This is a genomic window from Pseudomonas alliivorans, from assembly GCF_017826695.1.
GTDB lineage: Bacteria > Pseudomonadota > Gammaproteobacteria > Pseudomonadales > Pseudomonadaceae > Aquipseudomonas > Aquipseudomonas alliivorans.
The window spans coordinates 733,604-754,852 of record NZ_JAFFZW010000001.1; the positions used below are offsets into that span (position 1 = coordinate 733,604).

General features: G+C 60.8%; 18 protein-coding genes and 1 pseudogene. 12 read left to right on the forward strand and 7 right to left on the reverse strand.

The features are described 5' to 3' along the window. Window positions 1-23 precede the first annotated feature (23 nt). Window positions 24-461 (reverse strand): DUF3592 domain-containing protein, encoded by a 438-nt coding sequence (locus JTJ32_RS03215; protein WP_210040827.1) that lies wholly within the window; start codon window positions 459-461, stop codon window positions 24-26. Window positions 462-627: 166 nt separating this feature from the next. On the opposite strand from JTJ32_RS03215, the gene JTJ32_RS03220 reads away from it, so the two are divergent. Beyond that, the gene (locus JTJ32_RS03220; RefSeq protein ID WP_210040829.1) at window positions 628-1,623 is read left to right on the forward strand and encodes an RTA1 domain-containing protein; all 996 of its coding nucleotides are present in this window, start codon (window positions 628-630) and stop codon (window positions 1,621-1,623) included. 172 nt (window positions 1,624-1,795) lie between these two features. On the opposite strand, the gene JTJ32_RS03225 is transcribed toward JTJ32_RS03220, so the two are convergent. The 3 genes from JTJ32_RS03225 to JTJ32_RS03235 all read right to left on the reverse strand — a co-directional run bounded on the left by JTJ32_RS03225 (window position 1,796) and on the right by JTJ32_RS03235 (window position 6,248). Next, window positions 1,796-2,035 carry a hypothetical protein gene (locus JTJ32_RS03225; RefSeq protein ID WP_004886708.1) on the reverse strand — a complete coding sequence of 80 codons (240 nt, stop codon included), beginning with the start codon at window positions 2,033-2,035 and terminating at the stop codon, window positions 1,796-1,798. Between the two features lie 165 nt (window positions 2,036-2,200). Then, a complete protein-coding gene (locus JTJ32_RS03230) occupies window positions 2,201-2,872 on the reverse strand; it encodes a response regulator (RefSeq protein ID WP_099228257.1) in 672 nt (223 codons plus the stop codon). Beyond that, a complete protein-coding gene (locus JTJ32_RS03235; protein ID WP_210040831.1) occupies window positions 2,847-6,248 on the reverse strand; it encodes an ATP-binding protein in 3,402 nt (1,133 codons plus the stop codon). Before JTJ32_RS03235 ends, JTJ32_RS03230 begins: the two co-directional genes overlap by 26 nt. Window positions 6,249-6,651: 403 nt before the next feature. Between JTJ32_RS03235 and urtA the strand changes: the two genes are divergently transcribed. The 8 genes from urtA to tspO all read left to right on the forward strand — a co-directional run bounded on the left by urtA (window position 6,652) and on the right by tspO (window position 13,975). Next, window positions 6,652-7,896 carry an urea ABC transporter substrate-binding protein gene (gene urtA, locus JTJ32_RS03240; protein ID WP_099228259.1) on the forward strand — a complete coding sequence of 415 codons (1,245 nt, stop codon included), beginning with the start codon at window positions 6,652-6,654 and terminating at the stop codon, window positions 7,894-7,896. Between the two features lie 98 nt (window positions 7,897-7,994). Next, a complete protein-coding gene (gene urtB, locus JTJ32_RS03245; RefSeq protein WP_180274326.1) occupies window positions 7,995-8,912 on the forward strand; it encodes an urea ABC transporter permease subunit UrtB in 918 nt (305 codons plus the stop codon). A gap of 10 nt (window positions 8,913-8,922) precedes the next feature. Further along, window positions 8,923-10,086 carry an urea ABC transporter permease subunit UrtC gene (gene urtC, locus JTJ32_RS03250; RefSeq protein ID WP_210040833.1) on the forward strand — a complete coding sequence of 388 codons (1,164 nt, stop codon included), beginning with the start codon at window positions 8,923-8,925 and terminating at the stop codon, window positions 10,084-10,086. Continuing rightward, window positions 10,083-10,844 (forward strand): urea ABC transporter ATP-binding protein UrtD, encoded by a 762-nt coding sequence (gene urtD, locus JTJ32_RS03255; protein WP_099228261.1) that lies wholly within the window; start codon window positions 10,083-10,085, stop codon window positions 10,842-10,844. Before urtC ends, urtD begins: the two co-directional genes overlap by 4 nt. A gap of 10 nt (window positions 10,845-10,854) precedes the next feature. Continuing rightward, entirely contained in the window at window positions 10,855-11,544 is a 690-nt protein-coding gene (urtE, locus tag JTJ32_RS03260) for an urea ABC transporter ATP-binding subunit UrtE (RefSeq protein WP_099228262.1), read from the forward strand. A gap of 81 nt (window positions 11,545-11,625) precedes the next feature. Beyond that, window positions 11,626-12,855, forward strand: coding sequence for a formamidase (fmdA, locus tag JTJ32_RS03265; RefSeq protein ID WP_099228263.1), 1,230 nt, complete (start codon window positions 11,626-11,628; stop codon window positions 12,853-12,855). 77 nt (window positions 12,856-12,932) lie between these two features. Continuing rightward, window positions 12,933-13,280 (forward strand): FmdB family zinc ribbon protein, encoded by a 348-nt coding sequence (locus tag JTJ32_RS03270; protein WP_099228264.1) that lies wholly within the window; start codon window positions 12,933-12,935, stop codon window positions 13,278-13,280. 254 nt (window positions 13,281-13,534) lie between these two features. Next, window positions 13,535-13,975: a tryptophan-rich sensory protein TspO gene (tspO, locus tag JTJ32_RS03275; protein ID WP_099228265.1), complete on the forward strand. Its 441-nt coding sequence runs from the start codon at window positions 13,535-13,537 to the stop codon at window positions 13,973-13,975. Between the two features lie 51 nt (window positions 13,976-14,026). Here tspO and JTJ32_RS03280 read toward each other — a convergent pair whose 3' ends face one another. Next, complete coding sequence (locus JTJ32_RS03280) at window positions 14,027-14,653, reverse strand: glutathione S-transferase family protein (protein ID WP_210040835.1); 627 nt, start codon at window positions 14,651-14,653, stop codon at window positions 14,027-14,029. A gap of 345 nt (window positions 14,654-14,998) precedes the next feature. Here JTJ32_RS03280 and JTJ32_RS26655 point away from each other — a divergent pair. Together JTJ32_RS26655 and JTJ32_RS26660 are read left to right on the forward strand one after the other, a co-directional pair. Next, a pseudogene (locus tag JTJ32_RS26655) lies at window positions 14,999-16,180 on the forward strand (methyl-accepting chemotaxis protein); the annotation flags it as partial. A gap of 42 nt (window positions 16,181-16,222) precedes the next feature. Beyond that, window positions 16,223-16,927 carry a methyl-accepting chemotaxis protein gene (locus JTJ32_RS26660; RefSeq protein ID WP_371321851.1) on the forward strand — a complete coding sequence of 235 codons (705 nt, stop codon included), beginning with the start codon at window positions 16,223-16,225 and terminating at the stop codon, window positions 16,925-16,927. 96 nt (window positions 16,928-17,023) lie between these two features. Here JTJ32_RS26660 and JTJ32_RS03290 read toward each other — a convergent pair whose 3' ends face one another. Next, entirely contained in the window at window positions 17,024-17,965 is a 942-nt protein-coding gene (locus tag JTJ32_RS03290; protein ID WP_210040837.1) for a DMT family transporter, read from the reverse strand. A gap of 74 nt (window positions 17,966-18,039) precedes the next feature. Here JTJ32_RS03290 and JTJ32_RS03295 point away from each other — a divergent pair, with 74 nt between their 5' ends. Continuing rightward, on the forward strand, window positions 18,040-18,894 hold the full coding sequence (locus JTJ32_RS03295) for a LysR family transcriptional regulator (RefSeq protein WP_210040839.1): 855 nt from the start codon (window positions 18,040-18,042) through the stop codon (window positions 18,892-18,894). Between the two features lie 25 nt (window positions 18,895-18,919). Here the strand turns inward: JTJ32_RS03295 and JTJ32_RS03300 are convergent, their stop codons facing one another. Further along, window positions 18,920-20,998 carry an ATP-binding protein gene (locus JTJ32_RS03300; protein ID WP_236059154.1) on the reverse strand — a complete coding sequence of 693 codons (2,079 nt, stop codon included), beginning with the start codon at window positions 20,996-20,998 and terminating at the stop codon, window positions 18,920-18,922. Window positions 20,999-21,249 lie beyond the last annotated feature (251 nt).

A 21,249-nucleotide genomic window follows, 5' to 3' on the forward strand; every position in this document is an offset into this window, starting at 1 on the left:
ATCGGGATGTTCAACTGAATGTCTTATAAGGTCCGCGCTTCGCGGCCTCGGCGCAGCCAGGCAGCCGCGTGATAGCTGCCCCCTGCGGTGAACACGATCGCGAATAACCCCGCCAACAGGCTCGTGCCCCACAGCGCGCCACGGTCTTCAATTATTGCAGTGGTGGAGGGCGCTTCTGCGTTGTAGAGAACAGTCACTGAGTCGCCCACGGTATAACCGAAGATAAACCCGCCTTCGGGGTAGCTGAATACCTTCCCCAAGGCGTCGGTAAAGTCGATTTGCGGATGACTGCTGCCCGAGTTCAGGGCGCTGACATGCCCTTCGGCGCGTTGCGCGCGGGCTAGAAAGCCGAGTCGGTCCTGGACCAGCCAAAAGGTGATGAAGAGCAGGCAAAGACCCAAGGGTATGAAAATCAGCGCGCGGAACAGATCGCCCAGGTCGGAAGGTCGTGTTGAGGTCATGGCAGGTCCCTTGCGTCATCCATAAACGACGGGTATTACAATGAGGCCTCCGAAGCCTGTCAATGATATCCCCTGCGTGAAACCTTCGATTTCGCGTCGCCCCACATGGGAAACACCGTGGCATGACTGAGTCTGCCCACCTGTCCTGAGGTTTACCAGAGCATCCATGATCCCTATCGACCCGCTGGCCATGATGATCGGCTTTCTGATTTTCATCTTCTCTCAAGTCTTTCTCGGGTTATTGATTGTCTGCCTGCTGGCCTTTTTCATTCCGCGTTGCAGGCGCTACATGCTGGCGCGGCGCTGGCGTTTCGGGTTGATGATCATCGGCCTAACGGTCGCCAGCGTGCCCTACGTCTGGAGCGAGGTCACCGAGTGGCGTGACTGGCGCGCGCATAATCCGCGTCTTGAGCAGGAAGAGGTAGTGGGCGATCTGGTGCTGCCGGCGGGTACGCAGGTTCGGCTGGAGTACCTGGAGCCGTTCAACGACTTGAGTGGCAATCCTATGCGTTATGGTCTGCGGAGCCTCGAACAGGCGGACTTCGAGCGTACGCCAGGCAACGTCATGGGGTTGCGCGTACGTCGCCTGGCACTGTGGCAAGACCATGGCTCTGCGAAGATCGAGACAACAACGGTCAACGATCTGCAAGGCTGGAAGTGTGCGCCGGGCGAAGTCGAATTCCACTTCCCGTTCGGAGCCCCTTTCAACTTTTCCGAGTGGCACTTTTACGGTTGCACGCTGGCGCCAGGCAGCACGCTGGGTGGCATTGTATTGGCGGGCCCCGTGAAGGTGTTTTCCAGGCAGGGCAAGGAATGGGAGGCAAGGGCCGGGGATACCGCCACCTCACTGTTGGGGATGGAGCTGCGCTGGCTGAGCATGCGGCTGAACAGGCCTTATGGTGATGTGCTCGGATGGGACGGCGTATTGAATCGCGAGACTGACTTCGGCCCTGTTCACTATCCTGTCGGCACTCAGGTTCGTCGTTATCGCCAGGCTCTCCTCTTCAGTCCGCCATTTGAAGCGTCAGCCCTGGACCGTCGCACGGGGACGTCAGTAGACGCCGACCATTCAGTCTTGCAGCGTGTTTCAGGTGAAGTGCTGGGGATACGCCTGAACACCCAGGAGGGTTTACAGTTTTTCCAGAACATCGAGATTCCCTGAGGCAGGACGTCAGAGACTCGAGCGTTGTGAACGCGATTGGTTCAGCGCAGCGAAGGAGGGCGCGAGGCTGAATCCTGCGCTACGGTCTGCGCATTGCGATCCGGGGCTGAACCAAGTCCAGTCCCTGACAGGGGGGCGACCAGAAAAATCAACAGAAACGGCGCATGCAAACCTATTTCTTCAGGGCTTTGGCCTCTGCAGCAAGGCACTCCAGGGCGAACTGCTCTGTGTACGTCATCTGAATCGGAGTGGTTTCACCCTTGACGGTTCTTTCGCCCTCCAGAATGTACTTGATTCGCTTGTCAGTGACCCCGATACGCTTTGCGATCCACGACGGTGTTTGCCCGATGCGTGAAATCAGCTTGTCTGCGTATTCGGTGGAGGGATTGTAGTGCTCTGCGTTGGGTGTCATTTGAAGTCCGGACAGTAAGGTTGGGCAATGTGCGTATGAGTGGTCTGCAACACGGTGCGCTATTTGTTGGATGGTGTCTGCAACGGTGACTCATCTTTGTTATTCAAAAGCGTCCTCGGCCTGGGCGCTTCAGCCGCAATCGCTCCGGAATGGAGTGAAGTCACCCTAAACCCCACCGGCCATCACCCCCAGCGCCACCGACGTCGCCGCCGTCCGCGTCTCGACCCCCAGCTTGATGTAAATATGCTCCAGGTGCTTGTTCACCGTCCGAGGACTCAGTTGCAGGATGTCGGCGATGTCTTTGTTGGTCTTGCCGCACGACACCCAGCGCAGGACTTCGATTTCGCGATCGGTCAGTTGGAAGCGGCTGGAGAGTTTTCCGTAGGCGGGTTTGTCGTCGAAGCTGGCGGGCTGCGAGGCGTTGCGGGCTGATTGCAGGATGCGTGCGGTGCGCAGGTGGGAGGCGACGCGCGCGAGGACTTCGGTGCACTGGATCGGTTTGGTCACGTAGTCGATGGCACCGGCCTCGAAGCCTTGCACCACGTGTTCGCTGTCGGTGAGGGCGGTCATGAACAGCACCGGGATGTTGGCGGTGTCGGGTTGGGCCTTGATCTGGCGACAGGTCTCGAACCCGTTCATGCCCGGCATCATGGCGTCGAGCAGGATCAGATCCGGTCGGCGGCGCTGGATGCGGGTCAGCGCGCTCTGGCCGTCCAGCGCGACCAGCACCATGTAGCCCGCTTCGTCCAGCGCATCGGAGAGCAGCGCCAGATTGTCGGGCACATCGTCGACGATCAGGATGATGCCGTTTTCAGCGGCTCGGGTCATTGCGTCCATGGAGCGCCTCTTTCAGTTGGTGGCTGAGTTCATCCAGGCGAAAGCCTGAGGCCAAAGTGCGCAACTCGGCGACGAAGCCGCTACTGCCTGCGCCATCCCGCTCGATTGCGTCGAGCTTTTGCTGAATGCCCCGGACATAGCCCAGGCCACACAATTCATAGAGTTCTTCCAGGTCCACCCGCGCAGGCAACCCGCGCGCAGACAGTGCAGGTGCCGGAGCGTTGTGCGCGCGACGTTGCCAGGTCAGTTGCAGATGATGTTGCAGGCGGTCCAGCAATCGTTGCAGGTGCACCGGTTTGGGCAGGTAATCGTTGCACACTTGCAGGTTGCGCTCCTTGTCGTCGGCCAATCCACTGGCGTTGGCCGACAGCACGATGATCGGCGCCTGGGACAGTGCGTTACGGCGGATCAGGCGGCTGGCGGCCCAGCCGTCCATGTCGGGCATGGAGAGGTCCATCAGGATCAGGTCCGGGTGCAGCAGCGAAACCTGTCTGATCGCCTCCTGCCCGTTGGCCGCCTGGGCGACGTTGAAGCCGAGGGGAGTGAGCATGCCGCTGATGACCTTTCGGTGTTCGATGTGATCGTCCACCACCAGGATCAGCCGCCGGGGTCCTTCGTAGCCGATGAGGTCATGGTCCGTGGCCACGACTGCCTTGGGCACCCGGACTTCCGAGAGGAACAGCCGAACCTGAAAGCGCGTGCCTTCATCCGGCTGGCTGGTGACAGACAGCGCGCCGCCCATCAAGGCAGTGAGCATACGGGTGATGGTCAGGCCAAGGCCGACACCGTTGTCCTGACGCACCAGTCCGCCGCGCTCGAACGGCTGAAAGATCCGTTCGAGCTGTTCCGGGGCGATGCCTATGCCGGTGTCGATAATGTCGAAAATCGCGGTTTCCAGACGATAGCTGACCCGCAGACAGACTTCGCCGCTGTCGGTGAAGTTGATCGCGTTACCCAGCAGGTTGATGAGGATCTGGCGCACGCGCTTTTCGTCGCCGCGCACCACATCCGGCATGCGTCCGAGCAGCTCCAGGCGCAGGGTCAGGCCCTTGTCGCGCGCCGGGCCGGTGAACATTTTCTGCAGATCATCGAGGAATTCCCGAAAGAGGATTTCCGAGGGCTCCAGACGCAGTTTGCCAGCCTCGATCTTGGCGACGTCGAGCAGGCCGTCGATCAACGAGAGCAGGTGCGAACTGCTGCGCATGATGGTCGCCAGCGAGTCCAGGTGCTTGCCCGGCGTGGCGGCGTCGCGTTGCAGAATCTGGGTGAAGCCGAGAATGCTGTTCAGCGGCGTGCGCAACTCGTGGGACAGGCCGGTGACGTAGCGGCTCTTGGCCGCGTTGGCGGCTTCCGACGCCTCCTTGGCCTCCTGCAAGGCCTGATCGGTCTTGTGGTGAGCTTCGATTTCCTGCATCAGCAGAGCGGTCTGACGTTCGGATTCTTCCAGTGCCACGCGGCGGCTTTCCCGGGTCAGTACCACCCACCAGGCCAGCACACCGGCGAAGACGCAACAGGTCAGGAACGCCTTGAGAAACGCCAGCATCAGCGTGTGGTGCGCCTGTGGCGACTGGTCGGTGAGGCCATGTGAAACCTGGCTGTAGATCAACGCCAGTGCGCCGGACAGACCGAGCACCAGCACGCTCAGCAAGCCCAGGTATTGCATGAGTCGCGTGTGCAGGTAGCGACGTGGCAGGCGAGGCAGCAGACCACCGATCAGGTCTTCGAACTGCATGGACAGCCGCGAACGGGTCTTGCACTGATCACCGCAGCGGGCGTCCAGCGAGCAGCACAACGAGCAGATCGGCGAGCCGTAGGCCGGACACCAGGCCATGTCCGGGGATTCGAAGGCGTTGCTGCAGACCCCGCAGTGCAGGCTCGCCTGCCGACCGGTGGGGAAGAGCAGCAGCGGGTTACTGTCGCGCGCCAGGTAGTAGCGGCCTTTGGTCAGCCAGGCGATCAGCGGCGCGGCAATCAGGGCGGTGGTCAGGGATATCAGCGGCGGTGCAGCTCTGGCCAGTTCACCCAACGCACCGAAGTGAGCGCAAATGGACAGCAGCGATGCGATGAACATCGCGCCGACGCCCACCGGGTTGATGTCGTACAGGTGCGCACGCTTGAACTCGATATGTCCGGGTGACAGGCCCAGCGGCTTGTTGATCACCAGATCGGCCACCAGCGCACCGATCCAGGCGATGGCGACATTGGCGTACAGGCCAAGGACTTCTTCAATGGCGTCGAACACGCCCAGCTCCATGAGAATCAGGGCGATGGCGACGTTGAACACCAGCCAGATCACCCGGCCGGGGTGGCTGTGGGTGACGCGGGCGAAGAAATTCGACCAGGCCAGCGACCCGGCGTAGGCGTTGGTCATGTTGATCTTGATCTGGGAAATGATCACAAACAGCACCATGGCCGCCAGTGCCCATTCAGGTGACAGGAACACGTAGTTGAAGGCCACCAGGTACATTTGCGTCGGCTCGGCAGCGCGTTCGATGGGCACTTGATGCTGCAGGGCCAGAAAGGCCAGAAACGCGCCGGCCATGATCTTCAGGCCTCCGGGGATCACCCAGCCAGGTCCGGCCATCAACAGCGCGGCCCACCAGCGTTTACGGTTGCGACGGGTTTTCTCCGGCAGGAAGCGCAGGTAGTCCACCTGCTCACCGATCTGCGTCACCAGTGAAAGCGCCACGCTGAACGCCGCGCCAAACAGCAGCAGGTTGAAGGTGCCGCCTTCACCTTCGCGTCCGGCGAACGAGGTAAGGTCCGAAAGCGCGTCCGGGTTTTTCCAGATCACGAACACGTAGGGCACGATCAGCAGCGTCAGCCACAAGGGTTGCGACCACATCTGCAGACGGCTGATCAGGGTGATGCCGTAGGCCACCAGCGGAATGACGATGATCGAGCAGATCACGTAAGCCAGCGCCAGCGGAATGTGGAAATACAACTCCAGCGCCAAGGCCATGATCGCCGCTTCCAGGGCGAAGAACAGAAAGGTGAAGCTGGCGTAGATCAGTGAAGTGATGGTCGAGCCGATATAGCCGAACCCTGCACCGCGGGTCAGCAGGTCCATGTCCACGCCATAGCGGGCAGCGTAATAGCTGATGGGCAGGCCAGTCAGAAAAATCACCAGCGCCATGGCGATGATCGCCCACAGGGTGTTGGTGAAGCCGTAACTCATCACCAGCGCGCCGCCAATGGCCTCCAGCGCCAGAAACGACACGGCACCCACCGCGGTGTTGGCGATGCGGAATTCCGACCACTTGCGGAAGGATTTCGGCGTGAAACGCAGGGCGTAGTCTTCCATGGTCTCGTCGGCGACCAGCCGGTTGTAATCGCGGCGCACTTTGATGATGCGTTGAGAGCCAGAGGGGCGCACGGAGTGGATTCCTGAGGGTTAATGACTCACGCAAATCCCTGTACGTTGCCGACACGGGGGAAGGCAGCAACTTCTGTGCCTGTCTGGCTGCCTTGCCACGTCTTCGACGCCGGACCGCGGGAGGCGGCTTGCCGGCGACCTGCCGGGCACCGGCAGCAGAACCGGCACACGCGCGGTGTCAGCTGTAATCAGGGGCCGCTGCGCCGCTCCTCGGGTACACGCAGATGGCATGCAGCGCAGGCGCAATCATGCCCTTGATCCTGCGGCCGCACCCTACGTCAAATGACGTATGCCGATACGTCATGCTGCGTATACCCCGTTTCCGGCGTCACGCTCATGCTTGCTCCTACTCGCGACGGCTCTGACCGGTCTCGCCGCGACTCACCAGCACAGGAGCGGGAACATGGATTCACGACAGACAGGCCCCATACGCTTTTTTCCCCGACGCCTGGCGTTGGGTGCGGCAGCGCTCTCGCTGATTGCCGCCAGTGTGTTCAGCCAGGCGACCCTGGCCGATGAAGCCAATACCACCGGGCTTGCCGTGACGGCTACCGAGGTGACCGTCGGCCAGTTGCACTCGGCCACCGGCACCATGGCGATTTCCGAGACCGGCTCGATCCAGGCCGAGCGGCTGGCCATCGACCAGATCAACGCGTCGGGCGGCATCCTCGGGCGGCAGATCAAAATCGTCCAGGAGGATGGTGCTTCCGACTGGCCGACCTTCGCCGAAAAAGCCAGGAAGCTCCTGGTCGGCGACAAGGTGGCCGCGGTGTTCGGCTGCTGGACCTCGGCCTCACGCAAAGCCGTGTTGCCGGTGTTCGAGAAGGAAAACGGCCTGTTGTACTACCCGACCTTCTACGAAGGGCTGGAACAGTCGAAAAACGTGATTTACACCGGCCAGGAAGCCACCCAGCAGATCCTCGCAAGCCTTGACTGGATCGCCAGGGAGAAGGGCGCCAAGACCTTCTACCTGATCGGCTCGGACTACATCTGGCCGCGCACCTCCATGAAGATCGCGCGCAAGCACATCGAGAATGTCCTGCACGGCACCGTGGTCGGCGAAGACTACTACCCGCTGGGCAATACCCAGTTCGGTTCGCTGATCAACAAGGTCAAGCTGAAGAAGCCCGATGTGGTGTTTGCCGCTGTCGTGGGCGGCTCCAACGTCGCGTTCTACAAACAGCTCAAGGCCGCAGGCGTGACCTCGGCCAAGCAGAACCTGCTGACCCTGTCGGTGACCGAGGATGAACTGTTGGGCATCGGCGGCGAAAACATGCAGGGCTTCTATGCCTCGATGAAGTACTTTCAAAGCCTCGACAACCCGAACAACAAGGCCTTCGTGGAGGCCTTCAAGGCCAGGTACGGCAAGGATTCGGTCATGGGTGACGTGACCCAGGCGGCCTATCTCGGTCCCTGGCTGTGGAAGGCTGCTGTCGAGAAAGCCGGGAGTTTCGACGTCGACAAGGTGGTTGCAGCGTCGCCAGGCATCGAGCTGAAAACCGCGCCGGAAGGTTACGTCAAGGTTCACGAGAACCATCACCTGTGGAGCAAGACCCGCATCGGTGAAGTCCAGGCTGACGGCCAGTTCAAAGTGATCTACGAATCGGACCTGATCGAGCCCAATCCTTTCCCCAAGGGTTACCAGTAACAGCAACTACCTGAACGCTGTGTACCGGAGCGGGGCTGCCCGCGGCGTCACGCCGACAGCCTCGCGCCCCCCGTCATTCACCCTTGGAGACCACCATCATGGAATGGCTATCGGAATTTGGTGCCATCGCGGCCATGCAGGGGTTCAACGGTCTGTCCGTGTTCTGCGTGCTGCTGTTGATGGCGCTGGGGCTGGCAATCATTTTTGGCCAGATGGGCGTGATCAACATGGCCCACGGTGAGTTTCTCACCATCGGCGCCTACACCACGTACGTGCTCTCGACGCTGGTGCAGACCTATCTGCCGTGGATGCAGCCGTACTACTTTTTCTTCGCCATCGCGCTGTCGTTCGTGGTGGCCGGTGCGATTGGCTGGGTGGTGGAGCGGGTGATGATCAGCCGCCTCTACCATCGGCCGCTCGACACCCTGCTGGCGACCTGGGGTCTGTCGCTGGTCATGCAGCAAGCGTTTCGTTCGATCTTCGGTGCGCGGGAAGTCAGCGCCACGCCGCCGGAATGGCTGATGGGCGCCGTGAACCTGACCGATGCCATCGAAATTCCCCGCAACGGCCTGTTCGTCATGGGCCTCAGCATGCTCATGACCGGCGGCATTTTCCTGATGCTGTATCGCACCCGCTGGGGCCTGCACGTTCGCGCCACGGTGCAGAACCGCATCATGAGCCGCGCCGTCGGCATCAACACCCGCCAGGTCGACCGCATGACCTTCGCTCTGGGTTGCGGCGTGGCCGGTGTCGCGGGGGCTGCCTTCACCACCATCGGTTCCACCGGGCCCACGGCCGGTTCGCTGTATATCGTCGACACCTTTCTGGTGGTGGTCTTCGGCGGCGCACAGAGCCTGTTCGGCACCATCGCATCGGCGTTCGCAATTGCCCAGGCGCAGTCGATTTCCGAATTCTTCATGAGTGGCTCAATGGCCAAGGTACTGACGCTTTCGGCGGTGATTCTGATCCTGCTGATGCGCCCGCAAGGCCTGTTTTCCAGCAAAGTCCGCAAATAGAGGCCGAACGATGAACGCACTCAACAAAATGCTCGGTGGCCGCCAGGGTGTGGTCGGCCTGCTGATCCTCGCGGCCCTGATTCTGGTGGTGTTTCCGCTGACTCTGGACGCCTTTCGTCTGAACATGGTCGGCAAATACCTGACCTACGCCTTCGTCGCGGTCGGGCTGGTGTTGTGCTGGGGTTACGGCGGCATTCTCAGCCTGGGGCAGGGGGTGTTCTTCGGCTTGGGCGGTTACTGCATGGCGATGTTCCTGAAGCTGGAAGCGTCGGACCCGCAAAGCACCAAAATCCAGTCCACGCCGGGCATTCCGGACTTTATGGACTGGAACCAGATCACCGAACTGCCATGGCTCTGGGTGCCGTTTCACAGCTTTACCTTCACGGTGATCGCCGTGGTGCTGGTGCCAGTGATCCTCGCGCTGATCATCGGTGCCGCGCTGTTTCGGCGGCGGGTGGGCGATGTGTATTTTTCCATCGTGACCCAGGCCATTGCGCTGATCCTGACGGTGTTGATCATCGGCCAGCAAGGCCTGACCGGTGGCGTCAATGGCATTACCGACCTCAAGACTCTATTAGGCTGGGACATTCGCGGCGACGGCGCGAAGCTGACGCTGTACTTCATCAATGCCGCACTGCTGCTCGGCTGCATCCTGATCGGCAAATTCATTCTTTATTCCAAGCTCGGCCGACTGCTGATGGCCATGCGCGACAAGGAAGAACGGGTGCGCTTCTCGGGCTACGACGTGGCCGCCTTCAAGGTCTTCGTCTACTGCGTGGCTGCCGGATTTTCCGCAATTGGCGGGGCGATGTTCGCGTTGCAGGTGGGCTTCATGTCGCCGTCGTTCGTCGGCATCGTGCCGTCCATCGAGATGGTCATCTTTGCTGCGGTGGGGGGGCGCATGTCGCTGCTGGGCGCGGTGTACGGCTCGCTGCTGGTGAATTACGGCAAGACCTATTTCTCCGAATCCTTCCCTGAACTGTGGCTGTACCTCATGGGCGGCCTGTTCATCGCGGTGGTCATGTACTTCCCCGACGGCCTGGCCGGTCTGTGGGAACGCCACGCTCGCCAATGGCTGGGCAGATTCGCGCCCGGGCCGGCGCCAGTGAGCAAGGTGCCCCCATCGTTGACGACTGAAAAACAACCCGCCCGTCCGTTGGAGACCCAGCCATGAACAGCCCGACAGGTTTCCAGATGAACAAGCCGGTGCTGGCCATCGAAGGGCTGACGGTGTCATTCGACGGCTTCAAGGCGGTCGATGATCTCAACCTTTACATCGACCGCAACGAGGTGCGAGTAGTGATCGGCCCCAACGGCGCTGGCAAGACCACCGTTCTCGATCTGATCTGCGGCAAGACCCGCGCCACGGGCGGCAGCATCCAGTTCAAGGACCGTGAACTGACCCGGATGAACGAGTACGACATTGTGCGTGCCGGTGTGGGACGCAAATTCCAGACCCCGTCGATCTACGACAACCTGAGCGTGTTCGAGAACCTGGAAATGTCCTTTCCGGCAGGACGCAGTGTGTTCGGCGCACTGTTCTTCAGGCGCTCCAGCGAAGTGCTGGAAAGGGTCCGGCAGGTGGCCGCCGACATTTTTCTCGGTGACCTGCTGGAGCAGCAGGCCGGGCTTCTGTCCCACGGCCAGAAGCAGTGGCTGGAAATCGGCATGTTGCTGATGCAGGACCCGGAACTGCTGATGCTCGATGAGCCGGTGGCTGGCATGAGCGTCAGTGAACGCGCACAGACGGCTGATCTGTTGAACCGCATCAGCCAGGGCCGATCGGTGCTGGTGATTGAGCACGACATGGAATTCGTCAAGAGCATCGCCCACAAGGTCACGGTGCTGCATCAGGGCAAGGTGCTGGCCGAAGGCAGCATGGAGTCGGTGCAGAAGAACCCGAAAGTCATCGAAGTTTACCTGGGCCACTGAGGAGCACAGCATGTTCACGATTCAACAGCTGAGCTGTGGCTATGGCCAGAGCCAGATTCTTCATGACCTGGACCTCAACGTCGAGAAACAGGAAATCGTCGCCGTCATGGGCCGTAACGGCATGGGCAAGACCACGCTGTTCAAGAGCCTGATGGGCATCCTGCCGCAATGGGGCGGGCAAGTGCAGGTGGACGGCGTTGATGTGTCCGCGCTGGAAACCCATTCAAGGGTCGAGCACGGCATGGCCTACGTACCGCAGGGCCGCATGATCTTTCCGTCAATGAGCGTGCTGGAAAACATCCAGACCGGACTGCCCGCGTCAGCCAACGGCAAGGTGCCGGAGGACCTGTACGCACTGTTCCCGGTGCTGTTCGACATGCGCGGGCGCCGTGGCGGCAACCTGTCCGGCGGGCAGCAACAGCAACTGGCAATCGCCCGTGCGCTGGCGACCAACCCCAAGGTGCTGTTGCTCGACGAGCCCACTGAAGGCATTCAGCCGTCGATCATCAAGGACATTGCCCGCACCCTCAAAGAGATCCGCAGCCTGCGCAACCTGACCATCGTGGTCTCCGAGCAGGTGCTGTCGTTCACCCTGGAAATCGCCGACCGATTCCTGGTGATCGAGAAGGGCCGCTTCGTGGTCGAGGAAGCCCGCGCCAATGTCGACGAAGCGACGATCAGCCGCTACCTGTCGGTGTAGCCCGTGACCCGTGTCCCCTCTTTTTAACTGCCGTGACCTTACCTAATCATCGAATTGACCCGAGACCGCAGGAGAACCGCCATGACCGAAACCCTGATCAAAGTCGACCTGAACCAGCCCGTCACCGAAAACGAGCAGATTCACAACCGCTGGCACCCGGACATTCCGATGGCCTGCTGGGTCAGGCCGGGTGACGATTTCATCCTCGAGACCTACGACTGGACCGCAGGCGCGATCAAGAATGATGACGATGCCAGCGATGTACGGGATGTTGACTTGACCACCGTGCATTACCTGTCCGGCCCGGTCGGCGTGCATGGCGCTGAACCCGGTGATCTGCTGGTGGTGGATCTGCTGGACATCGGTGCCCGCGCGGATTCGCAATGGGGCTTCAACGGCTTTTTTTCAAAGCAGAACGGCGGCGGCTTTCTGACCGAACACTTCCCGTTGGCGCAGAAATCCATCTGGGATTTCAAGGGCATGATGACCAGCTCGCGGCATATCCCGGGTGTCGAGTTTGCCGGTCTGATCCATCCCGGCCTGATCGGCTGTCTGCCCGACCACAAGATGCTCGCCGAATGGAACCGCCGCGAACAGGAGCTGATCGACACCGACCCTGATCGCGTTCCCGTGCTGGCCTGCCCGCCGTTTGCCGCGACTGCCCATCTGGGCAAGCTGAAGGGGCCGGCCCGTGACATGGCGGCCGCAACTGGCGCACGCACCGTGCCGCCCCGCGAACACGGCGGCAACTGCGACATCAAGGATTTGTCCCGCGGCTCGAAAGTGTTCTTCCCGGTCTACGTCGATGGCGCGGGGCTGTCGGTGGGGGATTTGCACTTCAGCCAGGGCGACGGCGAAATCACCTTCTGCGGCGCGATCGAAATGGCCGGCTGGGTGCACATGCGGGTCGAGCTGATCAAAGGCGGCATGGCCAAGTACGGAATCAAGAACCCGGTCTTCAAACCCAGCCCCATCGTGCCGAACTACAACAACTACCTGATCTTCGAAGGCATCTCGGTCGATGAGGCGGGCCAGCAGCATTACCTGGACGTCAACGTCGCCTACCGTCAGGCGTGCCTGAACGCGATCAATTACATGACCAAGTTCGGCTATTCGCCTGCGCAAGGTTATTCGCTGTTGGGTTCGGCGCCGGTTCAGGGCCACATCAGCGGCGTGGTGGACGTGCCCAACGCCTGCGCGACGCTGTGGCTGCCGACGGAGATCTTCAAGTTCGACATCAACCCCAATGCCAACGGACCGACGAAGTTCATCGACGGCACCGTCGATTTGCCGATCGCTCAGGACAAGTAGGTTGTGCGGGACGCCGCTCGTGAAAGGCGAGTGGCGTCCATTCGCACTGTGTCGATCTCAATTCAGAGGAATTCAGCATGCCCATGTACGAGTACGACTGCCCCCACTGCGGCGACTTCACGTCACTGCGGCCCATGGCCGAAAGCGCGCTGCCCTGTGAGTGTCCCGAGTGCGGCGCGTCCAGCATGCGCGTGATCCTTTCGGCACCGGGCCTGAGCACCATGGCGGGCAACACCCGCAGCGCCATCGCCCGCAACGAGCGAAGCGCTCATGAGCCGAAAACGCTCGACCAATACAAGGAAAGCCGTGGCCATCCGAGCGGTTGCAGTTGCTGCGGTCCCACCACCCGACCGGTCCCGACCAAGGCGAATCCGCATGCGCTGAAAGGCAAGGCGGCGGGGCGGCCGTGGATGATCAGTCATTGAGTGCCGGTTCTGAGTGACGGGTTATCGCCTAACGTGCTGATTGCAGGAACGGTTGTGGCAGGCGGCTTGCTGGCGATGCAGTCGACGCGGTATGTCAGGAAGATCGCGTCATCGTGCATCGCGGCAAACCGCCTCCCACGGCCGGGTGTTTGCAGCGCCACATGACAAACCTCACCGACGTATTGAATTTCTGACACGGCAAGCGAGTCATTGAAGGGTAAGCGCCAGACCACTATCCCCCTCAAGGACCGACGATGACCTTCTTCATTTTTCTCCTCGCCTGCGCGGCCGCCGCGAGCACCGGTATCATTTTCCAGCCTGGTCAGTGGTACGAATCGCTGAAAAAACCCGGCTTCACTCCGCCGAACTGGCTGTTCCCGGTGGCCTGGACAATCATCTACCTGCTACTCGCCTGGGCCGGTTATCGCCTGAGCCTGATGCCCGGAAGTCAAGCAGTGCTGGCGCTCTGGGCCGCGCAGATCGCTTTGAATACTCTATGGACGCCGGTGTTCTTCGGTGCGCACAAACCCTTTGCCGGGATGGTGATCATTACTCTGCTGTGGCTGGTCGTGGCAGCCATGGTGGTCATGGCGCTCAGTCTGGATGTGATCACCGGACTGATACTGTTTCCCTATCTGGTCTGGCTGTGCGTGGCGGCTGCGCTGAATTTCTCGATCCTGCGCAACAATCGCTGAGCCCGTTGAACAGTCACCAGGCGTCACCGGACGCCTGGCTGACTCGCCCCATTAGTTTGCGAACGAGTACTCGCCGCCTTCTTCCAGCGCCGCGCGATACGCAGGCCGGGCCTGAAGCTTGTCGACCCACGCCGCAAGGTTCGGGTAAGGCTGCAGCTTGCCACGGGCCTTGGCGATTTCACCGATGAAGCTCATCTGAATATCGGCCCCGGTCAACTCTTCGCCCACCAGATATGGCGTCAGACCCAGCGTGTCGTTCAGGTAGCCGAGGTAGTTGGCCACTTCCGATTCGATACGTGGCTGCAGCGGTGCGCCTGCATCGCCCAGGCGTCCGACGTACAGGTCCAGCATGAGCGGCAGCATCGCCGAGCCTTCGGCGAAGTGCAGCCATTGCACGTATTCGTCATACGTCGCACCGGCAGGGTCCGGTTGCAGGCGGCCTTCGCCGTGGCGACGGATGAGGTAATCGATGATGGCGGCCGACTCGATCATCACGTGAGGGCCGTCCTGAATGACAGGCGACTTGCCCAGCGGATGGATTTCCTTGAGTTCGGGTGGCGCGAGGTTGGTCTTGGTATCGCGCTCGTAACGCTTGATCTCGTAAGGCAGACCCAGCTCTTCCAGCAGCCAGAGAATGCGTTGCGAGCGCGAGTTGTTGAGGTGGTGAACAGTGATCATGAGGGCTCCGCTGTGAAGTAAGGGGTGTTAACAGAGGACCGCCGCTTCTGTGGGGAGTGCCATCTGAAAGCCCAGGCGCTGACTGCCTGCATGGAAAGCGCCGCGCGGATGGACAACCATCGGTCATGAATCATCACGTGCTGACATGCAGCAACCTGTTACCAGTCGTCCGAAAACGATTAATATCGATAATTTAAATAAATCTTAATATTCCTGAAGGCCCCGTAAAACGGGCGTCTTGCAGCTTATCTATGAATTGATAAATTCTGTCGATCAACTTTGCCATCAAGTTAGCCCGCCAGGCGCCGATTCCCGTGCATTCCGAAAAATCGAGGCACACCTGCTATGAGCGCTAAATGGTTGGACAATCTTAACGTCAGTAAAAAGCTCGCCCTGGGCTTCGCGGCGATTCTGCTGGGGGTGCTGACCGTGACGGCCATTGGTTACTCAAGCACCAACCTGCTGATCGAGCGTTTGGGAAAAAGCAGCAAAATCGCCGAAATCAAGGACGATGTCCTGAACGCACGCATTGCTGCGCAAGCCTATGCAACCGGACCCACCGCTGCCGGTGTGCAGGTGTATGGCAGTGCGCTGGAAACCTTGAGCCGTAGCGTCGAGCAGGGACTGAAGGTGTTCGTCGTATCGAGCAACTTGCAGAAGCTGACGAGCATCAAGGAACAGGTCGGCGGTTTGAAGCAGACGTTCGATCAGTTGGTCAGCATCAATCAGAAAGTCGATGACGCGCTCAAGCCGCTGATCAAGGTTTCGGACGAAGTCAGTGCGACCTTTGAAAACCTCCTGCAGAAGACCATCGACGACACCTTGCGTGCGCCGAGCGAGACGGGCATTCAGCAGGTCAAGATCGCTGGAGACCTGCGCAATGGCATGACCAACTTTCGCCTGATCTTTCGCCGCTATCTGAGCATTCCGACTGCCGACAACCGTCAGGCGACCTACAACGCTGCCGATGCACTGATCGCTCAGGTCGCCGCTGCACGCAGCCAGTTGCCGGTGGAAGCCAACGGCGCGGTGGACACGGCGTTGAATGCGCTCAAACAGTACAAGGTGCTGATGGCGTCTATCTCCGACATGTTGCAGCAGACTGATCAGATCCGCAGCACCCTGCAACAACAGTCCATCGCTACAGCGGCCAGTGCCGATGAGCTGGCGGCCGCGCAGGTGGTCAGTGCCAAGCGTGAACAGAACACCGCGGTGATGCAGCTTTTGAGCGTGGCCCTGGTGGTGTTGCTGATCGGCGTCTTCGCGGCCTTCATCATTACCCGGCAGATCACTGTGCCGTTGAATGACACGGTGATTGCCGCTCGCCGCATCGCTGAAGGCGACCTGACCCACGACACCGCCACCACGCGTCAGGACGAGCTGGGTCTGCTGCAGAACACCATGCAGCACATGACCGTGTCGCTGCGTGGACTGATCGGCGGCATCGGCAACGGCATCACTCAGATCGCGACCGCTGCCGAAGAACTTTCGGCGGGCAGCGAACAGACCAGCGCTGGCGTCGCCCAGCAGAAGAACGAAGTCGATCAGGTGGCCACGGCCATGAACGAGATGGCGTCGACTGTTCAGGAAGTTGCCCGCAACACCGAAGACGCCTCGAAGGCTGCGAAACAGGCCAGCGAACGTGCGGCCCACGGCAGCAGCGTGGTGCAGCACGCGACACGGGAAATCGGTCAGTTGGCGGGGGAGGTCAAGGAACTGGGCCAGGCCATGCAACGCCTGACCGAAGACAGCGGCAAGATCGGCAGCGTGATCGACGTGATCAAGGCCGTCGCCGAACAGACCAACCTGCTCGCGCTCAATGCCGCCATCGAAGCGGCACGCGCAGGCGAGCAGGGTCGCGGTTTCGCCGTCGTGGCCGATGAAGTGCGTTCGCTGGCGCAGCGCACCCAGAATTCCACCACCGAAATCGAAGCGCTGATTCAGGCATTGCAGCAGGGCACCAGCGCAGCCTCGGGCCTGATGGACGCCAGCCTGCAACGCACCGAAGGCACTGTGGTGCTGGCGCGTCAGGCGGAGCAGGCGTTGGTGGAAATCAACCAGTCGATCGGCACCATCGAACAGATGAGCCAGCAGATTTCCGCCTCCGCCGAACAGCAGAGCGCGGTGACCGAAGAGATCAACCGCAGCGTGCTCAGCGTGCGCGACATCGCCGATCAGTCGGCCGCAGCGACCGAACAGAGCGCCGCCTCGACTGTTGAACTGGCGCGTCTCGGCAGTGATCTGCAGAACATGGTGGCGCGGTTCCGTATCTGACGTCTGGAAAATGGGCTTGCGGCGAGGTCGCAAGCCCACCCAGCGTCCGGTGTTCGCTTTGATGCCGCGCAGTGTCAGAGCCAAAGGGCAGCCTATCTACCTGGCCATTTCAGCCTTGCGCCGCTCCGCCCTGATCACCACCCAGATACCGATTCCCGACACGACCATGCCTGACACCATCTGCCAGGACAGCGGCTCGTCGAACATTATCCAGGCCAGCAGCATGGTCACTGGCGGGCTGAGGTACAACACGCTGGCCACGCGCGTTTCGGAAGCGCGGCGCAGGCACACCCAGTACAGCCCATAGCCACCCAGGGTGGACAAGCCGGCAGTCCATGCCACGCTTAGCGCAAACCCTGTGCCGGGTATCGGTGCCAGTCCGCCTTGAGCCCCTTCGACAACCGCGAACACGATGCCGGATACGCAACATTGCAGCCACAGATTGGGCAGCAGCCCCATGGTTTGCGATGGGGTCAACCGTTTGCGCCAGAGCGTTGCCACGGCCAGCGAGAGCATGCCCAGCAACGGCAGGCCATAAGCCCATAGAGGCGCTTTACCCCAGGCCAGCGCGCCTTGTGTTGCGATGACGACGCCTGACAGACCGATGACCAGACCTGTCCAGACGCGCCAGGCCAGTCGCTGGCCCAGAAACAGCGCCGCCAGCAGCGCCATCCCGATGGGCAGCAGGTCGGCGAACAGCGCTGCTAGCCCGGCCGGAACGCCCAGCGCGATGCCCTGTGTGATGCCCGCCAGATAGCCGGTCATGGCCAAAAGACCAATGCCTGCGTTTTTCAGCAACACGGCAGGGGAGATCCGCTGCAACTGCCGGAACACGAAGGGCAAAAGAATCAGGCAGACCAGCACGCAACGCCAGAACACCACCAACAAGGGCGGTGCGTAATCGATCGAGAAACGGGCGCCGATGAATCCGGAACTCCAGGTCAGGATCAGTCCCGCTTCGAGCAGCGGCAACGGAATGGATCGCCGACGGCCGGGTCGAAGGGTCTCGCTGTGTTTTATCGATAAGTGCTGGTTCATGCCCACAGGCTACGAAACTGGGGTAGTCTAATAAATCAAAATAAACTACATCAGTTGTTCACAAATATTGAATCATGACGCCGACGCTCGATATCGAACTGATCAGAACCTTTCATGCGGTTGCCCGGATCGGCAAATTCTCGGCTGCGGCTGAGCAGCTGCATAAAAGCCCGGCCGCGGTGAGCGTACACGTCCAGCGGCTTGAGGCCATTGCTGGCGGTCGCTTGCTCAATCGTGACAACCAGTCTGTTTCTCTCACCGCGCTGGGCAAACGGCTGTTGTTATCCACCACCGAGCTTCTCGCGACGCACGACCGAGTGCTGGCCGACCTGCATGGCACTCGACTGGCCGGGCGTATCACCCTGGGTGTCCCGGATGAATATGCCACCCATGTGATCCGCGACATTCTGCCGACTTTTACCGCAGCCTGGCCCAATGTGGTGCTGGAATTGAAAACCGCACCCAGCTATGCCCTGCGCGAGCAGGTGCAGCGCGGCAAGCTTCAGGCGGCAGTGGTGGCGTTGCCAAGGGGCGAGGCGGGCGACGATGCACAGAGGTTGGTCTCGACCCGGCCGGTGTGGGTCGGGCCACAAGGGCAGTCTCTGCAGATGTCTGACGTGCTTCCGCTGGCCGTGCATGCGGCGCAATGCCCGTATCGGCAAGCGATGATCGAATCGCTCGCCGAGTGTGGCCGCAAGGTGCGTATCGTGCTGGAAAGCCCTTCGAATCAGGCAGTGAAAGCTTGCGTGGAAGCAGGGCTGGGGATCAGTCTGATCGACCGTTCCCGCGTCACCGAAGGCATGCAGATACTGGAAGGGCTGCCCGACATTGCCGAGCATGACGTGGTGTTTCTGAGATCACCGGTTTCGAGGATGGATGAAGCGGTGGACCTTCTGGGCGATGCCATGCGTCAGTCATTCCGGCTCTAGCGTTCGGCTCTGGCCAGGCATGTGCTCAAGTACCGCTCTGGACAAGTTGAGCCAGACGCGAAGCAATGTCCTGACGGCGGAACGGCTTGGCCAGAATCTCGAAATCATCCGTCGGCACCGGTTTGGCATTGGTGTAGCCGGTGATGATGAGAATGGGCAGATCGTTGATGCGCTGGCGGACCTGCCGTGCCAATTGAACGCCGGTGATATCGGCCATGACGTAATCGGTGACCAGCACGTCCGGTCTCAGGCCTGCGTCAAACAGATCGAGCGCCACTGCGGCGGAGGGGGCCTCGGTGACCTGATAACCCAGGTCCTGCAAAAGATGAGCGGTGCTGTCCCTGACCAGGTCTTCGTCATCGACCAGCAGCACATGAACCGAACCCTTGAGCTGCGGAGTTTCCAGCACTCTGGATTCCGCCTGTATGACCGGGCTGCTGGCCACTGGAAGCCAGAGGCTGACCTGGGTGCCTTGACCGGGTCTGGAGCGAATGTCGAACTCACCGCCCGACTGCAAAGCCAGTCCCTGAACCATCGACAGGCCCAGTCCGGTGCCTTTGCCCACACCTTTGGTGGAGTAGAACGGCTCCACGCAATGCCTGAGGGTGTCTTCGCTCATGCCGCAGCCGTTGTCGCTGACGGTCAGCCGAACATGATTGCCGAATTTCGCCTCAAGGGATTCGGCCCGCGCACTGATCTTTACACGTCCTCCGTCGTCCATCGCGTCACGCGCGTTGACCGTCAGGTTGAGGATCGCCAGTTCCAGCTGGTGCGGGTCGACGAACACTGCCGGCAGACTGTCGGGAATATCGACCTCCATGACGATCATCGGCCCCAGCGAGCGCTCGATCAGGTCTTTCAGTTCTGCCACCAGACCATCAAGCCTGATCGCTTCCGGGACGAGCGTCTGGCGCCGTGCGAAGGTCAGCAGCCTGCCCACCAGTGTGCGGGCACGATCGGCGGCCAGCATGGCGCTGTCGAGCAGCTTCGTGGAACGCGGGTCTTCCACGCGACGGCGAACCAGTTCCAGCGACGCCATGATCGGTGTCAGCAGGTTGTTGAAGTCGTGCGCGACGCCGCCGCTGAGCTGGCCGACCATCTCCATCTTGCGTGATTCGTGCAACTGGGCGAGGGCTTTTTCGCGCTGGGCGAGCATGGTGACGACGCGCTGTTCAAGGCTTTCATTGAGGTCGCGCAGTGCGCGTTCGGCCCGCGCCTGATTGATCCACAACCAGGCCTGCTTTGCGGCTTCCTGGGCAAGGTGCAGCTCGTGATCGCCAAAGGTGCTCGTGATCGACGGCTGAATGGTCAGCACCGCTTCCAGCTTGCCATGCAGCACCACCGGCACGTAGACGGTGCAGGGTGGCCTGGTGACGGTGTAGCGGGCCATCCTTGTATTGGCCGGGATGATCGGACTCGCTGCGATTTCATGCAGCACAGCGCGGTTGGCGCGCAGGTCCGCTGACATGCTGTCCGTCCATTCGGGCAAGTGCGGGATCGCGGACGATGAATCATTCGGGTCTGCCGACACTGTCTTCAGGTGAGCGCCGTCATCGTCAATCCCGATAAGTGCAATGTGCTGAAGCGCCAATTCTTCCCTCAGGCGGCTCAGCACATGGCGCTCTATGGCGCACGGATCGGAGGTGGAGGGCAGCGTTCGGCCCAGCTCGATCAGGAACGCCTGACGCCGTTCGAATTGCACACGCTCGGTGGTTTCCGTGACGATGCACAACACGCCGCCAATCGAACCGTCAGTCTCGCGAACAGCGGAGTAGGACACATTGAAATAAACGGTTTCTTTGGCACCGAAGCGCTTTATATAGAACGGACGGTCCTTGGCCGAGAACGTCTTTCCGGTTTCACGCACGCCGCGCAGCAGCGGCTCCAGATCGTCCCACAACTCGCCCCAGTTCTCGACGGCCGGACGGCCCAGCGCGCCAGGGTGTTTGTCGCCAATGCTCGGCGCATAGGCATCGTTGTACAACGCAATGAACTGCGGGCCCCAGAACAGAACGATCTGTGCATGCACGGGCAGGGCGGTGGCGATCAGACTCTTCAGGCAACCGGACCATTGGGAAGGATGCCCCAGAGGCGACTGATTCATCACCGCCGTTTGCAGAAGTGCCCCGATCTCTGCGTCCTCTTCGGGAAAGCACAATTCGCCCGTGTTGTTTGATTGAGAAAAATTGAGGTTATCCATCGACCTTGACGCTCGGTAAATAGGCGAAGCTTGCGCGGTTAGAGCGTACAAGTGCGCCGAGCGTTCACTGGTTAGTTGAATTTTGGCGGTCGATGTAGCGGATCGGGTCAGGAGGGAAAGTTACTGTAAGCAAAGACCAGGTGTTTCAAGTCCTG